Source organism: Pedobacter sp. 05T44, from assembly GCF_056395985.1.
Genome location: NZ_JBFTKO010000001.1, coordinates 144,853 through 164,849, shown reverse-complemented (window position 1 = coordinate 164,849; position 19,997 = coordinate 144,853). Strand labels below are relative to the sequence as shown.

Annotated in this window: 20 protein-coding genes; 6 read left to right on the top strand and 14 right to left on the bottom strand. The window is 37.8% G+C overall.

The genetic code is table 11. The features are described 5' to 3' along the window. Positions 1–17: 17 nt before the first annotated feature. The gene (gene rnr, locus AC1DDK_RS00645) at positions 18–2,150 is read right to left on the bottom strand and encodes a ribonuclease R (RefSeq protein WP_172663755.1); all 2,133 of its coding nucleotides are present in this window, start codon (positions 2,148–2,150) and stop codon (positions 18–20) included. Positions 2,151–2,260: 110 nt separating this feature from the next. On the opposite strand from rnr, the gene AC1DDK_RS00640 reads away from it, so the two are divergent. Beyond that, positions 2,261–3,163 (top strand): mechanosensitive ion channel family protein, encoded by a 903-nt coding sequence (locus tag AC1DDK_RS00640; RefSeq protein ID WP_337715116.1) that lies wholly within the window; start codon positions 2,261–2,263, stop codon positions 3,161–3,163. Between the two features lie 8 nt (positions 3,164–3,171). Here AC1DDK_RS00640 and AC1DDK_RS00635 read toward each other — a convergent pair whose 3' ends face one another. Then, the gene (locus tag AC1DDK_RS00635; protein WP_172663753.1) at positions 3,172–4,887 is read right to left on the bottom strand and encodes a dipeptide ABC transporter ATP-binding protein; all 1,716 of its coding nucleotides are present in this window, start codon (positions 4,885–4,887) and stop codon (positions 3,172–3,174) included. A gap of 94 nt (positions 4,888–4,981) precedes the next feature. On the opposite strand from AC1DDK_RS00635, the gene AC1DDK_RS00630 reads away from it, so the two are divergent. Beyond that, the gene (locus AC1DDK_RS00630; protein WP_172663752.1) at positions 4,982–6,292 is read left to right on the top strand and encodes a nicotinamide mononucleotide adenylyltransferase; all 1,311 of its coding nucleotides are present in this window, start codon (positions 4,982–4,984) and stop codon (positions 6,290–6,292) included. Between the two features lie 19 nt (positions 6,293–6,311). On the opposite strand, the gene AC1DDK_RS00625 is transcribed toward AC1DDK_RS00630, so the two are convergent. Further along, positions 6,312–6,752, bottom strand: a complete 441-nt coding sequence (locus tag AC1DDK_RS00625; protein ID WP_172663751.1) for a GNAT family N-acetyltransferase — start codon at positions 6,750–6,752, stop codon at positions 6,312–6,314. Further along, positions 6,752–7,243 carry a YajQ family cyclic di-GMP-binding protein gene (locus tag AC1DDK_RS00620; protein ID WP_172663750.1) on the bottom strand — a complete coding sequence of 164 codons (492 nt, stop codon included), beginning with the start codon at positions 7,241–7,243 and terminating at the stop codon, positions 6,752–6,754. The genes AC1DDK_RS00625 and AC1DDK_RS00620 overlap by 1 nt, the downstream gene beginning before the upstream one ends. Positions 7,244–7,359: 116 nt before the next feature. Between AC1DDK_RS00620 and AC1DDK_RS00615 the strand changes: the two genes are divergently transcribed. The 3 genes from AC1DDK_RS00615 (at position 7,360) to AC1DDK_RS00605 (ending at position 10,994) form a co-directional block, all read left to right on the top strand. Next, positions 7,360–7,956 (top strand): hypothetical protein, encoded by a 597-nt coding sequence (locus AC1DDK_RS00615; RefSeq protein ID WP_477633749.1) that lies wholly within the window; start codon positions 7,360–7,362, stop codon positions 7,954–7,956. A gap of 100 nt (positions 7,957–8,056) precedes the next feature. Continuing rightward, positions 8,057–10,111, top strand: a complete 2,055-nt coding sequence (gene ppk1, locus AC1DDK_RS00610) for a polyphosphate kinase 1 (RefSeq protein ID WP_477633748.1) — start codon at positions 8,057–8,059, stop codon at positions 10,109–10,111. Positions 10,112–10,115: 4 nt separating this feature from the next. After that, positions 10,116–10,994 (top strand): Ppx/GppA phosphatase family protein, encoded by an 879-nt coding sequence (locus AC1DDK_RS00605; RefSeq protein ID WP_048904584.1) that lies wholly within the window; start codon positions 10,116–10,118, stop codon positions 10,992–10,994. Here AC1DDK_RS00605 and AC1DDK_RS00600 read toward each other — a convergent pair. The 7 genes from AC1DDK_RS00600 to AC1DDK_RS00570 form a co-directional block, all read right to left on the bottom strand. Further along, on the bottom strand, positions 10,989–11,453 hold the full coding sequence (locus AC1DDK_RS00600) for a 4'-phosphopantetheinyl transferase family protein (protein ID WP_288880498.1): 465 nt from the start codon (positions 11,451–11,453) through the stop codon (positions 10,989–10,991). The genes AC1DDK_RS00605 and AC1DDK_RS00600 overlap by 6 nt on opposite strands. Further along, positions 11,450–11,704: an acyl carrier protein gene (locus tag AC1DDK_RS00595; protein WP_172663746.1), complete on the bottom strand. Its 255-nt coding sequence runs from the start codon at positions 11,702–11,704 to the stop codon at positions 11,450–11,452. Before AC1DDK_RS00595 ends, AC1DDK_RS00600 begins: the two co-directional genes overlap by 4 nt. 1 nt (position 11,705) lies before the next feature. After that, positions 11,706–12,980: a beta-ketoacyl-[acyl-carrier-protein] synthase family protein gene (locus AC1DDK_RS00590; protein WP_337715112.1), complete on the bottom strand. Its 1,275-nt coding sequence runs from the start codon at positions 12,978–12,980 to the stop codon at positions 11,706–11,708. Continuing rightward, complete coding sequence (locus AC1DDK_RS00585; RefSeq protein ID WP_172663744.1) at positions 12,973–13,419, bottom strand: 3-hydroxyacyl-ACP dehydratase FabZ family protein; 447 nt, start codon at positions 13,417–13,419, stop codon at positions 12,973–12,975. Before AC1DDK_RS00585 ends, AC1DDK_RS00590 begins: the two co-directional genes overlap by 8 nt. A 122-nt stretch (positions 13,420–13,541) precedes the next feature. After that, complete coding sequence (locus AC1DDK_RS00580; protein WP_477633747.1) at positions 13,542–14,594, bottom strand: type III polyketide synthase; 1,053 nt, start codon at positions 14,592–14,594, stop codon at positions 13,542–13,544. Between the two features lie 12 nt (positions 14,595–14,606). Further along, positions 14,607–15,296 carry a methyltransferase domain-containing protein gene (locus AC1DDK_RS00575; protein ID WP_477633746.1) on the bottom strand — a complete coding sequence of 230 codons (690 nt, stop codon included), beginning with the start codon at positions 15,294–15,296 and terminating at the stop codon, positions 14,607–14,609. A 42-nt stretch (positions 15,297–15,338) separates the two neighbouring features. Beyond that, positions 15,339–16,466: an NAD(P)/FAD-dependent oxidoreductase gene (locus tag AC1DDK_RS00570; protein WP_337715108.1), complete on the bottom strand. Its 1,128-nt coding sequence runs from the start codon at positions 16,464–16,466 to the stop codon at positions 15,339–15,341. Positions 16,467–16,612: 146 nt separating this feature from the next. Here AC1DDK_RS00570 and AC1DDK_RS00565 point away from each other — a divergent pair, with 146 nt between their 5' ends. Then, entirely contained in the window at positions 16,613–17,725 is a 1,113-nt protein-coding gene (locus tag AC1DDK_RS00565) for a Fic family protein (protein ID WP_288880485.1), read from the top strand. On the opposite strand, the gene AC1DDK_RS00560 is transcribed toward AC1DDK_RS00565, so the two are convergent. The 3 genes from AC1DDK_RS00560 to AC1DDK_RS00550 all read right to left on the bottom strand — a co-directional run bounded on the left by AC1DDK_RS00560 (position 17,705) and on the right by AC1DDK_RS00550 (position 19,735). Next, positions 17,705–17,941 carry a hypothetical protein gene (locus AC1DDK_RS00560; protein ID WP_477633745.1) on the bottom strand — a complete coding sequence of 79 codons (237 nt, stop codon included), beginning with the start codon at positions 17,939–17,941 and terminating at the stop codon, positions 17,705–17,707. The genes AC1DDK_RS00565 and AC1DDK_RS00560 overlap by 21 nt on opposite strands. A 146-nt stretch (positions 17,942–18,087) precedes the next feature. Next, on the bottom strand, positions 18,088–18,849 hold the full coding sequence (locus tag AC1DDK_RS00555; protein ID WP_172663738.1) for a LytR/AlgR family response regulator transcription factor: 762 nt from the start codon (positions 18,847–18,849) through the stop codon (positions 18,088–18,090). After that, on the bottom strand, positions 18,824–19,735 hold the full coding sequence (locus tag AC1DDK_RS00550) for a sensor histidine kinase (RefSeq protein WP_172663737.1): 912 nt from the start codon (positions 19,733–19,735) through the stop codon (positions 18,824–18,826). Before AC1DDK_RS00550 ends, AC1DDK_RS00555 begins: the two co-directional genes overlap by 26 nt. Between the last annotated feature and the right edge of the window lie 262 nt (positions 19,736–19,997).

Below are 19,997 nucleotides of genomic sequence, written 5' to 3'. Positions count from 1 at the left end.
CTTTTGATTGTTGTTGTCTAATCCTGTACTAAAATAAAATCTATTTGACGTTTAGCCAGATCTACTTTCTTTACTTTTACCTTTACCTCGTCGCCCAATTGGTATTTTTTCTTTTTACGCTGGCCCACTATGCAGTAGTTTTTTTCATCGAGTACATAGAAATCATCAGATATATCACGAAGCCTTATCATGCCTTCACATTTGTTTTCAATGATCTCAACATACATTCCCCATTCTGTAACTCCGGAGATGATGCCAAGGAAAGTATTTCCTATGTTTTCTTCCAGATATTCAGCCTGCTTATATTTAATAGAAGCACGCTCTGCATCAGCAGCACGTTTTTCCATTGTTGAGGAATGAGAAGATGCTATTTCATATTCTTCTTCATTTGCAGACTTTTCGTTGTTTAAGTAAGCAGCCAGAAGTCTGTGCACCATAACATCGGGATATCGTCTGATAGGAGAGGTGAAATGGGTATAGTGGTCAAAAGCCAATCCGTAATGACTAGTCTTTTTTGTGGTGTAAACAGCTTTTGCCATAGAGCGGATGGCAAGTTGTGTTAATACATTCTGTTCCTTTTTCCCCTCAACATCTTCCATCAGGTAGTTCAGTGATTTTGCAATCTCCTTATCCGATTTCATATTTATCTTATAACCAAAACGGGCTGCAAAAAGTGCAAAATTACCCAGGTTTTCGAGATTAGGGGAGTCGTGAGAACGATACACAAAAGTATATTTCTGCTTTCCTTTTCCTTTTTTAGCAATGAACTCAGCTACTTTTTTATTGGCAAGTAACATAAAGTCTTCTATAAGCTTATGGGCATCTTTACGTTCTTTAACATACACGCCAATTGGTTTGCCTGTTTCATCAAGTTTAAATTTAACCTCAGTACTTTCAAAACTGATGGCACCATTTTTAAACTTCCTGTCGCGCAAGATATAAGCCAGCTCATTAAGTTTCAGAATTTCATCAGCGTAATCACCTTCTTTATTTTCAATAACTTCCTGAGCCTCTTCATAACTAAAGCGTCTGTTCGAATGGATAACCGTACGGCCGAACCATTCTGTAATGATATTTGCTTTATCATCAAGTTCAAACACTGCTGCAAAGCACAGCTTGTCTTCGTTTGGACGTAGGGAGCATACACCATTACTTAAACGTTCTGGAAGCATAGGAATCACCCGATCTACCAGGTAAACTGAGGTAGCTCTTGAATAAGCTTCTTTATCGAGATGACTATTAGGGATAACATAATGAGACACATCAGCAATGTGTACACCTATCTCATAATTTCCATTTGGTAATGTTTTAAAAGATATGGCGTCATCAAAATCCTTGGCATCGGCCGGGTCAATGGTAAATGTAACTGTTTCTCTAAAGTCCTTGCGTCCTTTTAAGTCGGCAGCAGTAATTTCTTCAGGTATCGCATTTGCTTCATTTTCAACCTCAGGCGGAAATACCAAAGGAAATCCAAACTGAGCCAGGATGGCGTTCATTTCAGTGTTATTCTCGCCCTGCTCGCCAAGTATAGTTGTTATTCTTCCAATTGGATTCTTAACGCCTTCTGGCCAATCAGTAATGCTAACCTGTACTTTTTGTCCATTTTTAGCTCCGTTTAGGTCGCTTAAAGGAACAAATATATCATGGAGCATTTTACGATCGTCAATATTTACAAAAGCAAAACGATCAGAGATCTTTATCACTCCAATGAAATCAGTTTTTGCACGGGTAATGATCTCAACTACTTCGCCTTCATTTTTACGGCCACTTTTTTTAGCGTAGATGTAGACTTTTACGGTATCACCATTTAGTGCATTATGAAGTTTGCGTGCTGATACAAAAATGTCTTTTTCAAACTCATCTTCCGGAACTACAAATGCAGAGCCATCAGCGGTCATGTCTACTTTACCGATAACGAAAGTTTTCAAATCCTTTAAGCGGAATTTCCCCTTTTCTGGTTCTAAAAAAACACCCTTTCTCGATTGTTCTTTAAGTACCTCAAGAATTGTTTCTCTTGCTTCAGGATCTGTTATATTTAATTTAGCTGAAACCTGTTTGTAGTTCAGTGCCTCATTGCTGTTTTTTTCCAATACATCACTAATCAATTGTATTAAAACAAGTTCTAAGTGCGATGTTTTCTTTTTTGCCATAATAAAAATATGAATCACCCGAAGGTAACAATTTGAAGCGATAGATTGTTGTATTTTGTACCTTTGCTTAGGCAGAGTAATTTTAAACTTATTGTTATTTAAAGTATAAAATGATAGAAGACAGAGAAAGAAAAACCGGCAAGGAATTGCTGATGATCCTGATAAAGGCATTGATTTATTCGCTGTTGGTTTATTTTTATATCAACAAGCCGCAAATCTATGTTGAGTACCCACGTTTGGCAAGAATAACGAGTGGCTTTATGATCTTTCTGGGACCAAGTCTGGCAATCTCTATCATCAGATGGGTGGTTATTTATTGGTACATCAAAAAACATAAGTTTAAGAGCAACATTAAGGATAATTTCATTCTGGGTATTAACCGGATTGAGTCGATATTGAACACAGTGTTTTTTATGCTGGCATTAACCTCATTCTGGGATGTGAAATTACAGGATCTGGTATTTAGTATTTCTATTGTTGCAGCAGCATTGGCAGTTACATTCAAAGACTATGTTGCCAATATGATCAATGGTTTAATTATCATGTTTTCCGACAGGCTTTCATTAGGAGATCATATTAAGGTAGGGGATCATGAGGGTAAAATATTGGATATTACACTCATCAATATGATTTTGCAAAACGAAGATAGTGATATGGTAATTATCCCCAATTCGCTGGCTTTTAGCTCTGTTATTGTAAATCAGTCCAAACAAAATACCAAAAAGCTAAGTATCGAGTTCGAAATGTCACTGGCAAATGGTTATACTCCTGAATTTATAGAAAATCAATTAAATAAGGTTATTGAAAATTATGCMGACAATGTGATGCCCGGAGGCCTCACCGTTAAAACCATAGCCATCAATAAAGACGTTGTTATCTTTAAAGCAATGATCTTATTGAAAAGATACGATAAGGTTAAAGAAAGGGAGATCAGGAGAGCAATAAATACTACGTTGATCAGATTATCGGCCGTTCTGAAAACCGATAAACAAACAACGCCTACAACCCTCTAATTAAACAATCAAATTAAGGATTTAGCACCCGGAATTGCTGTTATTAATTTGCGTGTGTATTCAGCTTGTGGATTGTTATAGATATCATCAGGATATCCTTGTTCCTCAATTTTTCCTTTATTCATCACAATCATCCGATCAGAAATGTGTTTTACAACTGCAAGATCGTGAGAGATAAAAATATAGGTAAGTCCAAATTCCTGCTGCAACTGGCGCAACAGATTCAATACCTGGGCCTGTACAGAAACATCCAGTGCAGATACCGATTCATCGCAAATAATAAATCGCGGTTGTAAGGCAAGTGCTCTGGCAATTACAATACGTTGGCGCTGACCGCCCGAAAACTCATGTGGATATCTGTTGAAATGTTCGGCTTTCAGATCAACACGTTCAAGTAGATTTAATATATGAGCCTTTCTTTTGGTGTCATTATCTAATACCTCATGTACCTGTAAAGGTTCCATTAAAGCATTGCCTATGGTAAGTCTTGGATTTAAAGAAGAGTATGGATCCTGAAAAATTATTTGTACATCTTTTCTCAATCCACGCAGGTCTCTTCTGTTAAGAGAGGTGATGTTGTTGCCATCAAAAATGATCTGTCCTGAGGTAGGCTCAACCAGCCTTAAGATACTACGGCCTAAGGTAGTTTTTCCACAGCCCGATTCACCTACAAGTCCAAGCGTTTCACCAGGAAAAACATCGAAGTTAATATGGTCAACTGCCTTTACATAATCAGTGGTTTTGCCAAACAAACCATTCCTTATGGGATACCAGGTACACAGGTCTTTAACCTCCAATAGCGGTTTTTGACCATATAGCTGAGCCCTTCTCTGTTCGATTTCAGAATCAGTATAACTATTTTGTGCCATTAGATGTGCAATCGCCTGATCCGAGTCTTCATTTAAAAAGTCGGCCACAACGGGTAACTTTTTTAGTAACCTATTCGGTGCAGGTCTGCAGGCAAGCAAACCTTTAGTATACGGATGTTGTGGGTGATGAAAAATCTGATCTGCCGATCCCTGTTCAACAATTTCACCCTTATACATAACGGCCACTTCATCTGCGATTTCGCTAATTACGGCCAGGTCATGAGATATGAATATCATKGCCATATCACGTTCCTGTTTAAGCTTTAGTAATAACTCCAGGATCGTTTTTTGAACCGTTACATCAAGAGCGGTTGTAGGTTCGTCTGCTATTAAAAGTTCCGGATTACAGCTAAGCGCCATGGCAATCATAACTCTTTGCTTTTGTCCTCCGGAAAGTTGATGGGGATAACTGTCAAATATATGTTCCGGACGCGGAAGCTGAACTTCCTTAAAAAGAGCTATGGTTTTGTTTTTTGCCGTATACTTATCAAGCTTTTGATGTAGTATAATCGCTTCTTCGACCTGGGCTCCGCAAGTAAAAACCGGATTTAAAGAAGTCATGGGCTCCTGAAAAATCATGGCAATTTTATTGCCTCTGTAGTCTCTGATTTCTTCGGGTGTTAAATTTAGCAGATCAATGTTGTCAAATTCCACTTCACCTCCAATCATTGTGCTTTGCGGATCATGGAGTCTCATAATAGAGAAGGAAGTTACAGATTTTCCTGATCCGGACTCTCCAACAATACCAAGTACTTTACCCTTGTCAATGGAGAAACTCACATTGTTAACTGCTTTAAGCCAGGATTTATCCTCTTTGTTTAGGAATTGTATGTCGAGGTTTTTAACGTTCAGCATCGATTTTACGGAACAAATTTTCTGTATGAAAATAATTGGCATCAATATAGGGATTTTATCGTCTAAATCCATCTGATTGTGTTATTTTTGCAAAATGGAAAGAGAAATCCTTGATACTAAGCGTAAAGCTTTAAAGATTAACTTAAACCCTAAAATTTACGGAACATTTGCAGAGATAGGTGCTGGACAGGAAGTGGCCCGTAATTTCTTCACCGCAGGTGCCGCGTCGGGTACGGTTGCAAAAACAATGTCGGCATACGACATGACATTTAGTGATGCAATTTATGGTGTTGAAGAGTCTGGCAGATATGTGAGCAAATCCAGACTATTGAAAATGTTAAACCATGAATTTGGTTTATTAACTGAAAGATTGAGCGGCGAAAAGTATGATGACAGAACTTTTTTCGCTTTTGCAGATACAGTAACTACACTTAACTACAACAAATCTAATGACCCGCATGGTTGGATAGGACTTCGCTTTCAATCAGAGCCAGGAGGGGAGCCCAACGAAATATTTTTTCATGTTCGTTTGCTTGATACTGATGCCGCTTTACAGCAAAACGTTTTGGGTATAATTGGTGTTAACCTTGTTTACGCAGCATTTTATTACAATCAGGACCGCAGGGCAATGATAGAGTCATTGGCAGATAATTTAACTGTTGGATCAGTCGAAATAGATCTTATTTCTGTGAACGGGCCAGTATTTAAAGGTGCGGATAACATCTTGTTAAATCTATATCTGATCGTTAAGGACTTCTCCGATGCAGCTATTTTTGACGCTCAGGGTCAGCCTTGTTTGCCTAAAGATTTGCTGTATAAAAAAGATATCATGATTCTGCGTACAAAGTATGCGCAAAAATCTCATCCAAATTTTAGCATGCTCAACAAAGCTGTTGATCAGTTTGTAAAGACAGAAAATGTAAAGGAAGACAACCTGAGTGTTCTTATAGAGGTATTGATGTCTAACTTATTGTCGACCGGCGATGACTTGCATGAAGTAGATTTGAGGGCCGTTGCAAAAAGAGCAGAAGAGATGTGTAAAACCGGAAATAAGGTAATCGTATCAAACTTTTCCAGACACAATAAACTAGCTAAATACCTGGATCGATGCAGGCCAAAAAGTGTAGGTATATCTACCAATATCAATAACCTGAAATTTGTATTTAACTCAAATAACTTTGGCGAAGATTACAGCAGCCTGTTGCTAAGTTATGTGAGCGATATGTTTAGCAAAAATGTAAAACTTTTTGCCTATCCATTCCTTGATAAGAAAACAAATGAAGTAGTTACTTCGGCAAATATGCCGGTAACTCCCGATGCCAAACCTTTGTTCGATTTTCTGATCCTAAATGGATATATTACAGATATTCAGGATTATAGCGACGATGATGTAAAAACAGTTTAAAAATTGTTTTTACAAAATATTACAAGTCTTTATAAGGGTTTTTAATTGCTATTCCCATTAGCCTGTCGGGATGTTCAATGGGTTTAAAACCGAATTGAGCATATAAGCCATGGGCATCCTGGGTTGCCAGCATATATCTTCTTAATCCCTGAAGGTCTTTATGGAAAAGCATTAGCGACATCAGCTTTTTTGATAAGCCTTGTCCTCTATATATTTCTTCAACATAAACATCAGCAAGGTATGCAAAAGTAGCCTTGTCTGTGATCCATCTGGCAAAGCCAATTTGTTTAGTGTCTTTGTAAATTCCAAAGCACAATGAGTTTTCTATGGATCTTTCAACAATGTCTAACGGAATATTCTCTGCCCAGTAAGATTGGGTGCTCAGATAATGATGAATAGCAATAGGATCTATTTTATTCTTATCATCTGAAAAGATAAAACCATGATCTTCAATTTCCATTAGTTCCTCATGTTTATGAATTGCAAAGGTTGTCCGAAATCCTCTTTTCTGCAAAGTGAAATCACAGCTTGCAGGTCATCAATGCTTTTGCTTTGTACACGAACCTGATCATCCATCATAGATGGCTGTACCTTTAGTCCGCTTGCTTTTATTTTTGCGACTATCTTCTTTGCAGTCTCTTTGTCTATGCCTTCCTTAACCGTAATTTCTTTACGGATCATGTTGCCTGATGCATATTGTTCTTTACCAAAATCCAGACTCTTAGCATCAAGATTCTGCTTTACCATCCTGGAAATAATAGCATCTTCAATTGCTTTTAAGCGCATATCATCCTCCGTAACTATGGTAATTACATTGGTTTTTTTATCGTGGTCAATGGTGCTTTTTGAAGTGCTGAAATCATAACGGTTAAGGATTTCCTTTTTTGCGTTGTTCATCGCATTATCAAATGTTTGAGCATCTACTTTGCTTACAATATCGAAAGTGGGCATGATTATAGCTTTATAGTAAAAAATATATTAGATTTAAGTAAATATTGATTTCTCTGTACAAAAAAACGAAATTATTATGAACCATTCATAAGCTGTTAAACTAAAACTTATAACATATGAAAACCAATAACTCAAAGGTGCAAAAAAAAGACTCAAAAAAGGCGGTTAAAAAAGAATTAGAAAAAAGTTTAAGAGAGAAATTTCTGGAAGCGGTAAAACATCTGGGACATGATGCAGAAAGAATAGGTAAGGATATTGAGATTGCCAGTAAGTTTGTTGCCAAAAAATTATCGAAGAAATTTAAGGATGTAAAAACAGTTGTAGAAAATAAAATTGACGAAGCAACTTCATCAAAAGAACCTATAGGCAAAAAGGTTGAAGAAGTAAAGAAAAGTACAGTTAAAGGAGCTAAAACTGCAAAAAAAGTAGTCAAAAAAGCGGTTGCAAAAGCAAGGCCAGTGGMCCAAAGTGTTAAAGTAGCTGCAATTGCAACAGAAGAAAAAGCAGCTAAAGCAATCTCTAAATCAGTAGAAGGTACTGTTGCTAAAGTAGCGGAAAAAACTGTACCAAAACCTGTTGCTAAAGCAGTAGCTAAAACTGCAGCTAAACCCGTAACTAAGGCGGCACCCGCAAAACCTGCTGCAAGTAAGACTCCTGTTAAAAAAGCCACAAAGCCTGCTGCACCAAAAACACCGCCCCAAAAGACTAAATAAGGCCGGTTAGATTAAGAGTTAAGTTTAAACCTATTAATTGAGTAATAATTAACAATTACTTAACAATAGAATTTGCAGTTTTGAGGACCAATAATATTTAATGAAAAAAAAGGCGCCGTTTCTAAACAGAGAGATCAGTTGGTTGTATTTTAACGAACGGGTTTTGCAAGAAGCTGCCGATGAAACCGTACCGCTCATAGAACGGATCAAGTTTTTATCTATCTTCTCGTCGAACCTTGAGGAATTTTATCGGGTAAGGGTAKCCACATTAAGCCGGTTATCTAACCTAAATGATAAGGCCAAAGCATTATTGGGCTTTAACCCTAAAAAGATTTTAAACGAGATAAAGAACATTGTTGTAAAGCAGGAGCGTAAGTTTGAGCAGCTTTTTCAGGCAACACTAATAAATGAATTAGCACAGAACAGGATCTTTATTTTAAACGAAACGCAACTTAACGTTGCACGTGGAGAATTTGTTCGCAACCATTTCAGAGACAGAATACTTTCAACTCTTGTTCCTATTATGATTGATCTGGATAAGCCCTTTCCGGAACTTAAAGATMGATATTTATATTTCTTTGTTCGGCTTTCAAAAAAAACATCAAAGAAAAGCGAGAAGTATGCACTAATAGAGCTGCCTCCGGATTTGCCAAGGTTCCTTGTTCTGCCTGAAACAAATGGACTTAAATTTATCATCCTGGCCGAGGATATAATTAAGTACTGTTTAGATGATATCTTCTATGTTTTTAATTATGATGTTATAGATGCATATTCTATTCAGCTCACCAGAGATGCGGAGCTGGATATAGATAAAAACATCAATGATAAATTTGTTGAAGACCTGAAAACCAGTCTGGATAAACGTAAAAAGGGTAAACCAATGCGCCTTCTTTACGATACTGAGATGCCGTTTGAGATGCTTACGGTTTTGATTTCTAAACTTAAGATAGAGGCCGAAAGTTTAATTCCCGGAAACAGATATCATAAATTCGGAGATTTTATTGCCTTTCCAAACGTAGGTTCTAAAGACCTGGAATATGCAAAAAATGCACCTTTGAAAGTAGCGGGTCTACACCGTACCGAAAGCATCTTTAATAAACTAAGCGAACGTGATTATCTGATCAATTTACCTTATCAGTCCTACGATTATATCATTCTGTTTTTACGTGAGGCCGCAATTGATCCTAAGGTAACAGAAATCAATATTACACTGTACCGATTGGCAGAAAACTCCAGAGTTGTAAATGCCCTGATAAATGCAGCTAAAAATGGTAAAAAGGTTCATTGCCTGGTTGAATTAAAAGCCAGGTTTGATGAGCAGGCAAACATATTCTGGACAAGCAAATTAGAAGAGGAAGGTGTACATGTTAATTACGGMTTAACGGATTATAAAGTGCACTCAAAAATCTGTCTGGTTAAAAGAATGGAGAAGGGGCGAGCCGTTTACTACGCCAATCTTGCTACCGGTAATTTTAACGAGAAAACAGCTAAGCTCTATTGCGATCACAGTATTTTTACCGCTAAAAAAGAAATTACACAGGATTTGCTTAAGCTTTTTAATGCCTTGAACAAGAGGATGGTCATAAAAGGATTTAAGCACCTGATCGTATCGCCACTCGAATCCAGAACCAAGATATATGGTTTGATAGATAGAGAGATTAAGTTTGCAAAGCAAGGCAAAACAGCCTACCTAATCTTAAAGGTAAATAGCCTTGCGGACGAAGGGATCGTAGAGAAACTTTACGAGGCGAGTAATGCAGGGGTAATTGTTAAACTTATTGTTCGCGGCATTTGCACGCTTGTTCCGGGCATAGAAGGCTTTAGTGAAAACATCACTGTTATAAGCATCATCGATAAGTTTCTGGAGCATGCCAGGGTATTCATATTTGGCAATAATAATAAAGAGGAAATGTTTCTTTCGTCTGCAGATCTGATGAGCAGGAACTTTGAACATAGGGTAGAAGTGGGCTTCCCGGTTTTAGATGAAGAAGTGCGACAGGAAATAAGAGATATCATTGAGTTTCAACTACAAGATAATGTAAAGGCCCGGGATATTACTCGCTTAAACAACAACAAATACCATAAAAACAGACTCACAACAAAAGTTAGGGCGCAGGTGCAAACCTATAATTACTTAAAAAATAAACACCAATAGAGCAATGTTAAGATACGCTGCAATAGATATAGGGTCAAACGCTGTAAGGTTACTGATAGCTGATATCTCAAAAACAGAAAAAGGCTATAGTTATAAAAAGAATACCCTGGTAAGGGTACCATTAAGGCTGGGAGATGATGCGTTTCTAGATCACAGGTTATCAGATCGTAAAGTAGAAGACCTTGTTAAAACAATGAGTGCTTTTAAAAATCTGATGGATGTTTATCACGTTTCAGAATATCTTGCTTGTGCTACATCTGCAATGCGCGAAGCGGAGAACGGAGCTGAGGTGATAAAAAGGATTAAAGAAGTTGCCGATCTTGATCTGGAAATTATTGAAGGCCAGCGAGAAGCAAACATCATTTACGCTAACCATATCGAAGAAAACCTGGATGCTAAAAAGAGCTATCTGTATATAGACGTAGGTGGAGGTAGTACTGAACTTTCGGTTTTTGTAAACAAAGAGCCGGTAGCGTCTAAATCTTTCGATATAGGTACTATCCGAATCCTCGACAACCAGGACAAGGACGAGACCTGGGAAGATATGCGGCTGTGGGTCAAAGAGAATACAAAAAACCTTAAAAATGTGGCAGGTATTGGAACTGGTGGAAACATCAATAAGTTGTTCAGAATGTCGGACGAAAAGGACGGGATGCCACTATCATTCCTGAAATTAAAAGGATTGTACAACCAACTGAACGGACATTCTTTAAAGGAAAGGATTAGCGTGTTTGGTCTTAATCCGGATAGGGCCGACGTAATTATTCCAGCCTGTGAAATCTACATTACTTTAATGAAGTGGACAGGCATTAAACAGATCTACGTACCTAAAGTTGGATTGGTAGATGGAATAATTAACCTGCTGATAGAAGAGAATTTATAAATAAACTAAGGCAAGGTATGCACCATGGTGACTTACCGATGCCGGTTTAGTTTTTTTGTAATCAAACAGTGCATGGTCGGTTATCTTAATTTCAACCTTTCCCAGTTCTTCCAGTTTTGTTGAGGCTATAGTGTGAATGTAATGCTCATCAAAATAGCTTTCAGTATAGTATAGCTCATTCTCATAAGAAACATTTCCGGTGGCTGTATCGTTGTGAATGATCAGGTTGCTGCATTGAAGTTTAAGCGGGGCAAACTCACGGAGTTTAGCCTCCCTTGAATATATTTTATAGGCCGATTCTTTCATACTCCATAGCAACCATATGATCATAGAAGGATGAATGCCGGAGGTGATCATAAATTGCTCCTCAGAGTTAAAGATCTTATCCAGATAACCCTTCCGTTTCCAGTTACTATCTATCGCGGCCTGTACAAGATCTACTATATCGTTGCCTATCATTTTGTTTTCAGTTTATCCTCAATGATTTCCATTGCAGCACTTACATTTAGCATTCGTTCCATCGATAGGTTGTCAATCTCGATATCAAACTCCTCTTCAACATCTAAAATTACATCAACCAGGTTTGCAGAATTGATCTTCAGGTCTTTAATGAAATCAGTGGTTTCATTTATTGAGGCTACTGCATCTTTATCTTGTGCATAGGTAGCAATAATAGGCGTAAGCCTCGCTATTAATTCTGCTCTGTCCATATTATTTAACGTATTTTTTTAAGATAATACAAGCATTTACATCTCCAAATCCAAAGCTTGCTTTAGCCACAATATTAACATTTGTGTTCAACAATTGTTGCGGAATTCTATTGAAATCTATCGCGTCGCTAATCTCTGGATTTAGATCTTCACAATTGATATTCGGGAATATAAAATCATGATGCAATTGTAAAATTGAAGCGACACATTCAATGCTTCCGGCGGCACTTAGGCAATGGCCGATTGTAGATTTTAAAGAGTTGATATAGGGGAAATCTGAACCTTTTCTATTCAAGGCGATACTCCAGTTCTGGATTTCTGTGGCGTCTTTAGAGGTTGCTGTAAGATGCCCGTTAATGGCATCTACTTCGCTGGCTTTAATGCCTGCATTTTGCAAGGCTCCTTTTATGCAGCGTTGAACAGCAATGCTATTTGGAGCTGTCATTGTTCCGGTGCCTCTTTGTCCGCCTGAATTGATATGGCCTCCTATTATTTCCCCATAAATTGTTGCATTTCGCTTTAGGGCACTATCCAGCGATTCCAAAACCATCGCTCCTGCACCGCTTCCAGGCACAAAGCCGCTTGCACTGGCACTCATTGGTCGCGATCCTTGTTCTGGAGACGAGTTGTGTTTGTAAGTGCAAACTTTCATTGCATCAAATCCGGCCCATATATAAGGCCCGCTGTCGCTTGTGCTGCCAGCGAGCATCTTTGTCGCCTGCCCGGTTTTAATTCGCTCATAAGCCATTAAAATGCTTTCTGCGCCGGTAATGCAGGCCGATGAGTTTGTGGTTGTCTGATTTCCCAATCCAAGCTTGCCGCCCAGGTAAGCGCTGATTCCGCTAGCCATCGTTTGCACCACTACAGTGCTGCCAAGTTTCCTGAGTTGCAGGTCATCAACTTTATAGATAGACTCTCTGAATTTATCAATACCCGAAGTGCCGGTTCCAAATATTGTTCCGCAGTCCCAATCAGGTTCATCACCTTCAGTAATGGTTAAGCCTGCATCTTTCCAGGCATCCATACCGGCAATAACGCCATACAGGATGCCTGTACTGTTAAAATTCCTTAGTTCTAAGGCTGTAAAATATTGCGCAATAAAATCATCAGACAGTTCAGGTTTACCAGCTATCTGACAAGAAAACTGCAGTTGTTCTAACTGAGGATCGTGTTTAATACCCGAAGTACCGTTTTTTATGGCATCGGTAAATGCAGTTAAGCCAACTCCATTTGGGGCAACAACACCTAATCCTGTTACAACAACTCTGTTATCCATTCATTTTATTGGTTACCATTCCGGCTATTGTGCCTTTGCATACCACTTCATGCTGATCATTTAGCATTTGTACAGTACAGTTTAGTTTTTTAAAGCGGAAATACACCTTTTCTGCAACAACCTTTACTTTTTCTCCCGGGAATACCGGTTTCATAAAATCAATAGCAGTAGAAGTTAGCATTACATGTCCCGGTACACCACCTTCAGCACTTCCTGTAAGGTATATCCCCAAACAAACCAAACCAATTTGAGCCATTGTTTCAGTTAAAATTACACCGGGTGTAACCGGATGATCTTTAAAGTGACCTTTGTAAAAGTCAAGATCTTTATCAAATGTGAAAGTTCCGCTTGATCCGTTTTCATCAATATGAAGTATTTCATCTACAAATAAAAACGGTTTGGAGTAAGGCAAGTGGGCCAAAATTTCTTCTTTATTCATGTTATGTTTATATCTTTTTTATTTTCGTCTTGTCATCTCGAACGCAGAGAGATCTCTTGTTTATGATTGCGATTTCAAGAGAGATCTCTCTGCGTTCGAGATGACGCAAAACTAACTTTAAATCACCATTTCAACAATATTCTTTGCGCAGAAAACCCCGGGCCAAAGCTTAACATCAGCCCCAAATCTCCGGCCTTTTGCTCACCCTCTATAAAGCGTTCTAAAACGTACATAACCGTGGCGCTCGACATATTTCCAAACAATCTTAAAACCGCTTTAGTATCTTCTATATTCTTATCTAATTTACCAAATAAGTCATCAACAAGCTGAACAATTTTTTTTCCCCCCGGATGAAAGATCAGATGATCGATATCATCTATCGTTAACTCGTGTTTCGCTAAAAACGGATGGATTATATCAGGGAAATGACTTTCTATCGTATCAGGCACTGCAACATCCAAAACCATTTGCAAACCACTGTTTACCAGTTTAAAACCCATCATCTGTTCTGCATTGTAGAAGTGATACATTTCATCCGCAATAATTTCCGGACCCTCATCATCAGAATGAGATGACAGTAACGCACAAGCCACGCCATCACCAAAAATTGCCGCGCTAACAATGTTGGCCATAGAAAAATCATTTACCTGAAATGTTGCTGTAGGCGATTCGTATGCCACAACAGCAGCCCGTTTCCCAGGATTGGCTTTCAGAAAATTATTGGCGTATATCATGCCCGAAACACCAGCCGCACATCCCATTTCCGTAACCGGTAAGCGAACGATATCTTGTTTCAGATTTAAGGTATTGATGAGGTATGCATCTAACGAAGGAATCATGATACCCGTGCAGCTCACTGTAATTATATAATCCAGATCTTCAGGTAACCATGTCGCTTTTTTCAAAGCTTTTTTTAAGCATTCGGTAGCAAGGTTTATGCCCTCTCTTACATAAATGTTATTCCTTTCTTCAAAAGTCAGGTTGCTGAATACTTCTTCAGGCGACATGATTGAATAGCGCTGGTMAACGCCTGCGTTTTCAAATATCTTTTTTACTTTTCTAATGAAACGTTCATCTTGTCCGCTTAACCAAGAATCTAAAAAAGGTATAATTTCTTCAGTTTTTCTTGAATACCGGGGCAGCAGCTTAGCAATGGTTTTGATCTTTACGCTCATAAATGGTTTTTGTTAATTGGAAGTTGGAATTATCCATTGATAACGAAATGCCCATTTCCATTTTACCGTATATTTTTTAAAGTCCAGTTCCCTGGAATAAGATTGGAGGTCGGCCTTTTTAAAACCCCTAAGTATCGAAACCAATCCATCATCTTTAGACATTTTATTGAGCCTGAAAACAAAGCATATCGCCAAAAACAGGTAATAAGCAATAGCACTTCTATGTAAATCGTTAACCACAATACCCATCTCTGCCTGATTTCTAAAACCGTTCATCAGTTTCAGTATTTCCGAATCTTTGAAATGGTGAAGGGTTAATGTACAAAGGATAACATCGTAAGAGCTTTGTTGTTCAATTTCATTGAAAATATCTGTACATACGTAGCTAATGTTTGGGTAGTTTTTGGATAACTGCTGCGCATAGCCAATGGTATAATTGTTGGCATCAATTCCAATTAGTTTAAACTTTAAATTATTTTTAGCAGCATAATCTGCAAGGGTTCTCAGCATATCACCATTCCCACAACCTACATCTAAAATGCTAATCTCTTTTGCGGTATTATTGCTAAAAGTCCCGGTGTTTTTTATTAAGGTTGTTACGCCCTGCAAGGTTACTTTGTTTCCGCCCAGCAACCTGTTTATGCTTGCAATTTTGTCTAAAGCGTCTCTTAGTATTTCTCCTTCCATRGAGAAATTATCCATTATTTCAGGTGCTTCGCTTCTTCGACTGGTGTTTACAAGCATTTAAATAATTGGTTTTCCGTGAGTCTTTTTAATAATTTGAGGTAATATAGAAGGGAATTTAATCAATAGATTTAACAATGGAGCGAAGAGTTTTCCTTTTCTTATAATCCCCGACAGAAGTTTCCCCACGGTCAGTCTATTTTTGAAATTCAGGTTCCATACTTTTTCATATTTTTCTTCTAATAGATTTCTTGATGAGATATTGCCATTCAAAAATTGAATGGTTAATTCTGCACAAAGTTTGGCGCTGTGGATGGCCATCGCCATTCCGTTTCCACACAAAGGATGGATTAAACCTGCGGTATCTCCAACCATTAAAATATGGTTATAAACAGACTCTTTTTTCTCGAAAGAAATCTGACTTATGGTTAGCGGTTGATCAAATAATGGAATGCAGTTTTCAAATACTTCTTTTAAATGAGGGTTTTTGTAAAGTACTTGTTTTTGAAAATCTGTAATGTTTTTATGCGCTTTAAAGCTTTGGTAATCTGTTAGGTAACAGATGTTAATGCGGTCGTTTTCAACTTTAGAAACGCCACAATACCCTCCTTTAAAATTATGAAGTGCAACCAGATCATCCGGAAAATCGCCCTTGTAGTGTGCTTTTACTGCGAGCCACGGCGATTTTTTTTGAATAAATCCCCGTTCCATTTTTTGATCTAATGATGATCTTTTTCCAAAAGCGCCAATTGCAATTTTTGCGTTAAGCAAACCAGTTTTGGCTGTGCTAATGCTAAATACATCATCCTTGAAATCAATAGCGGTTACAGTATCATTTATGAAAGTGCATCCATTTTGCAACGCCTTTTGGTAAAGAAAATGATCAAGTGCAAAGCGGCTAATTCCAAAACCGCCGAGCGGCAATTCTGTGTTTATTGTTTTGCCATTGGCAGAAGAAATAGACAATCGGGTAATTTCTGTTGGATTTAGCCCGGCCGGGTCAGCATCAAGCCATTTCAAATACGGAATAACCTCATTTGAAATGTATTCGCCGCAAACCCTATGCTGCGGGTAATGGTTTTTTTCTACTAGGGTAACGCCAAATCCGGACTTTAGTAAATGTATTGCACAGGTTAATCCAGCTAAGCCACCACCAACTATAATTATGTCATTTTTTTCTGATTTCACAGCAGGTAACGAACTTAGTGATTACATAACAGTATAAAACTCGTTATTGTTCGTTAAAAGTCATAGTGAATTTATGAGCCGATTATTTTTACTAATCGGCTCATAAATTCACTATATTTGAGCCGATTAGTAAAAATAATTGGCTCATGAAATATAATTGGGAACTACCGGAGTGGCCAGATTTTAAGATTCAGCTTAATAAAAGCGAGGCTATGTTATACGCCTTTACACTGGAAACAGGTGAAGTGAACGGCATATTACAAACTTTGCCACCAGACATTCAGCAAGAAGCATTGTTGCAGATTATGATATCAGAAGCGGTGAAGACTTCTGAAATTGAAGGCGAGTTTTTAAGCCGACAGGAAATTATGTCCTCCATTCGTAATAATCTTGGACTTAATATTCCATCTGATGTTGTGCACGACAGAAGAGCATCAGGGATTGGCGAACTTATGATTGATGTTCGAAATTCATTTAAAGAACCACTTACTCAAAAAAAAATATGGGAGTGGCATAAAGCCCTTTTGGGTTCATCAAATAGAATAAGAATTGGAGCATGGAGAAAAGGTGACGAACCAATGCAGGTTATATCTGGTAGAATTGGAAGTGAAACGGTTCATTTTGAAGCTCCGCCTTCAAGTCGGGTGCCAGCAGAAATGGAGCATTTTATAGAATGGTTTAATCAAACAGCTCCCGGAGGATCTCGGGAAATTAACAGTGCGCCCGTTAGATCTGCAATTGCCCATTTGTATTTTGAATCAATACACCCACTTGAAGATGGAAATGGGAGAATAGGAAGAGCAATTGCCGAGAAAGCACTTTCTCAAACTCTTGGAAGGCCGGTTTTACTTAGTCTCTCTGAAGCGATTGAGATAGATCGAGCTGCCTATTATGAAGCTCTTAAAAAAGCCCAGCAAAGTAATGACATTTCTGAATGGATAAACTATTTTGTTTCAGTAACATTAACTGCTCAACGGAAAGCTAAAACGTTAGTAAATTTTACGTTGCAGAAAACCAGATTCTTTGATAAATATAAAGAACAATTAAATAGTCGTCAGCAGAAAGCGATCATCAAAATGTTAGATGCAGGTACCGAAGGATTTAAAGGAGGGATGACAGCAAAAAAATACATCTCAATTACAAAAACATCAAAAGCCACAGCCACACGCGATTTGCAGGAACTAAGTGATTTAGAAATTTTAATAGCCGCCGGAAGTGGGCGTAGTGTGCATTATGACCTAAACTTTAAACTCATCTAAAGAATAGGGCAATTMCTCGCAAATAAAGCCATATTTCATTAAAATTTTTCTGATGGCAGGTACATAGGAACTGGCGCTAACTACCCTAAGGATTTTATCTTCATCCTCTAATGCAAAAGTCCAGTTTTTTGTGCCAAGCAGATTGTCCATCTTACGCCTAATGGTACTAAGATCATTTTTGTCCCGTACCGAGGTTTTAAAAATAATTATGTTCATCACTCTTCATTGATTGTGTCTAACAATTATCAGGTTGCAATCCTTATTGCCTCAACCTAACACATATAAAGATGGTTGATTTGTGAATTTAAGAAAAGAGAATTTACACCGAAACGGACAAAATTGAAGCTGAATTGTAAACGTATTTATTTTCTGGCAAGCCAGTCTAAAAATTGAGGAGTTTTTTCTTTGCTTATGGTGATGGTTTCCTTAAATGGAACTAAGAGGTTTATAATCAGCTTACGAGAGAAAAAATGAGCGGCATCTTTAACCGCTGTTCTGTTTAACAGGCACTGTCGGTTTACCCTAAAAAAATCGTCACCACAAATACGTTCCAGCTCTTCCATTTTCTTGCTAACCGCATACGTTTTGTCGTCAAAAGTAAACAAGCAGGTTTCTTCATGTTTAATATAAAACAGAGCAATGTGTTCCATTTTTACAGGAATGATCTTGTCTTTATGGGTAACTAAAATAGAAAATGTTTTCTGCACAGGTTTGTTTGCAAACAGATCTAAAATAGAATCATAAGAAACCGCCGAAGTGGTAAATTCCTTGCGTAAGGTTTGATATTTTTTTAGCGCCTGTTCAACTGTTGATGAAACGATTGGTTTCAATATATAATCTATACCTGTTGTGCGAAAAGCGTTGAATGCATATTCATCATAAGCGGTACAAAAAATGATAGGAGCTGTAACCTCAACAGCTTTAAATATGTCGAAACTTAATCCATCACCAAGTTGAATGTCACTAAAGATAAGATCAGGCATGCCATGCGTTCTAAAATAATGCAGTGATTCCTTTACCGATCTTAGGCTTGCAACAATTTGAGCATTAGGTTGTAATCTGATGATTAGATCAGCAAGATCCTCAGCTGTTATTTGTTCATCTTCTATAATTACAATCTTCATGTTTTAATATTTTTAAGCTAACAGAAAAGGTAAGTCCATCATCTCTGATATCAATCTCATCACCAGATAACAGGTTATATCTTTCTGCAAGATTAGCCAAACCACTACCGGTAGAATGTTCCAGGTTCGACTTAAGCTGGATGTTATTAGTTACACTGATCCAGTTGCCATTTTGTTTGATATTTATATTCAGCGGAGCAGCATCCGTTAGTTCATTATGCTTAATCACATTCTCCAGAAGCGGTTGAAGCGAAAAAACCGGAAGTACTAATCCTGAGCTTTCTTTCTCTTGTATGTCTAAATTAAAACTCAGGGCCTCACCAAACCTTACTTTTTGCATCTCCAGGTAATCTGCACATAATTTCAGCTCATCATTCAGTGATGCTATTCCGCTTTTGTTGCCCGATATGGAGACACGTAAGAAGTCAGACAAACGGAGTAAATAATCCTCAGCTTTATCGGGACTTCTTTTAATTAGAGATTTTAATATGTTGAGGGCATTAAACAGAAAATGCGGATGTATTTGCTGAAGTAATAATTCATTAGCCGCCTGAGACCTTGCTGCAATTAAACGTGAGTTCTCCAATTGTACCTGGTTATTAGAATCTTGTACAATAATGAAGTTTTGGAGTAGCAAAACAATACCATTGATAAAGAATCCCTGTAAACTGAGGTACAGATAAATTACATTACCTCTAACCCTAAATGGTTCGTGTTGTTCTATAATACCGCGAAAAGTAAGGTATTGCCCAAGCCAGTAAATACATATAATTATTACCGCACTCATCACAAAACTTGCCAGGTAAAACTTTTTGGTGCTTTTGCTTATCGGAGGCGATTTCTCATCGCCAAAAACCACTAACAGACGAATGTTAGATAAGCACATTAACGTGAGCAGCAGTTGGAAAAATAAACATTTTACCAGAGAGCCATACAGTTCCCCTTCTTGAATAAAAGAAGAAAGAAATAAAAACAAACTGACGGCTGTAGTAAAACAGCAGCTTATTTTTATTAAATTTTTAAGAGGAAGTTTCGTTTTCATTTAGTACAAATATATTCATGATTAACGAAGAACTTTTATTTTATCACAAAGCTCGCAAAGTTCACATGAAATTATGTGCTTACAAAAATGAAGGGTTTGGCATTTG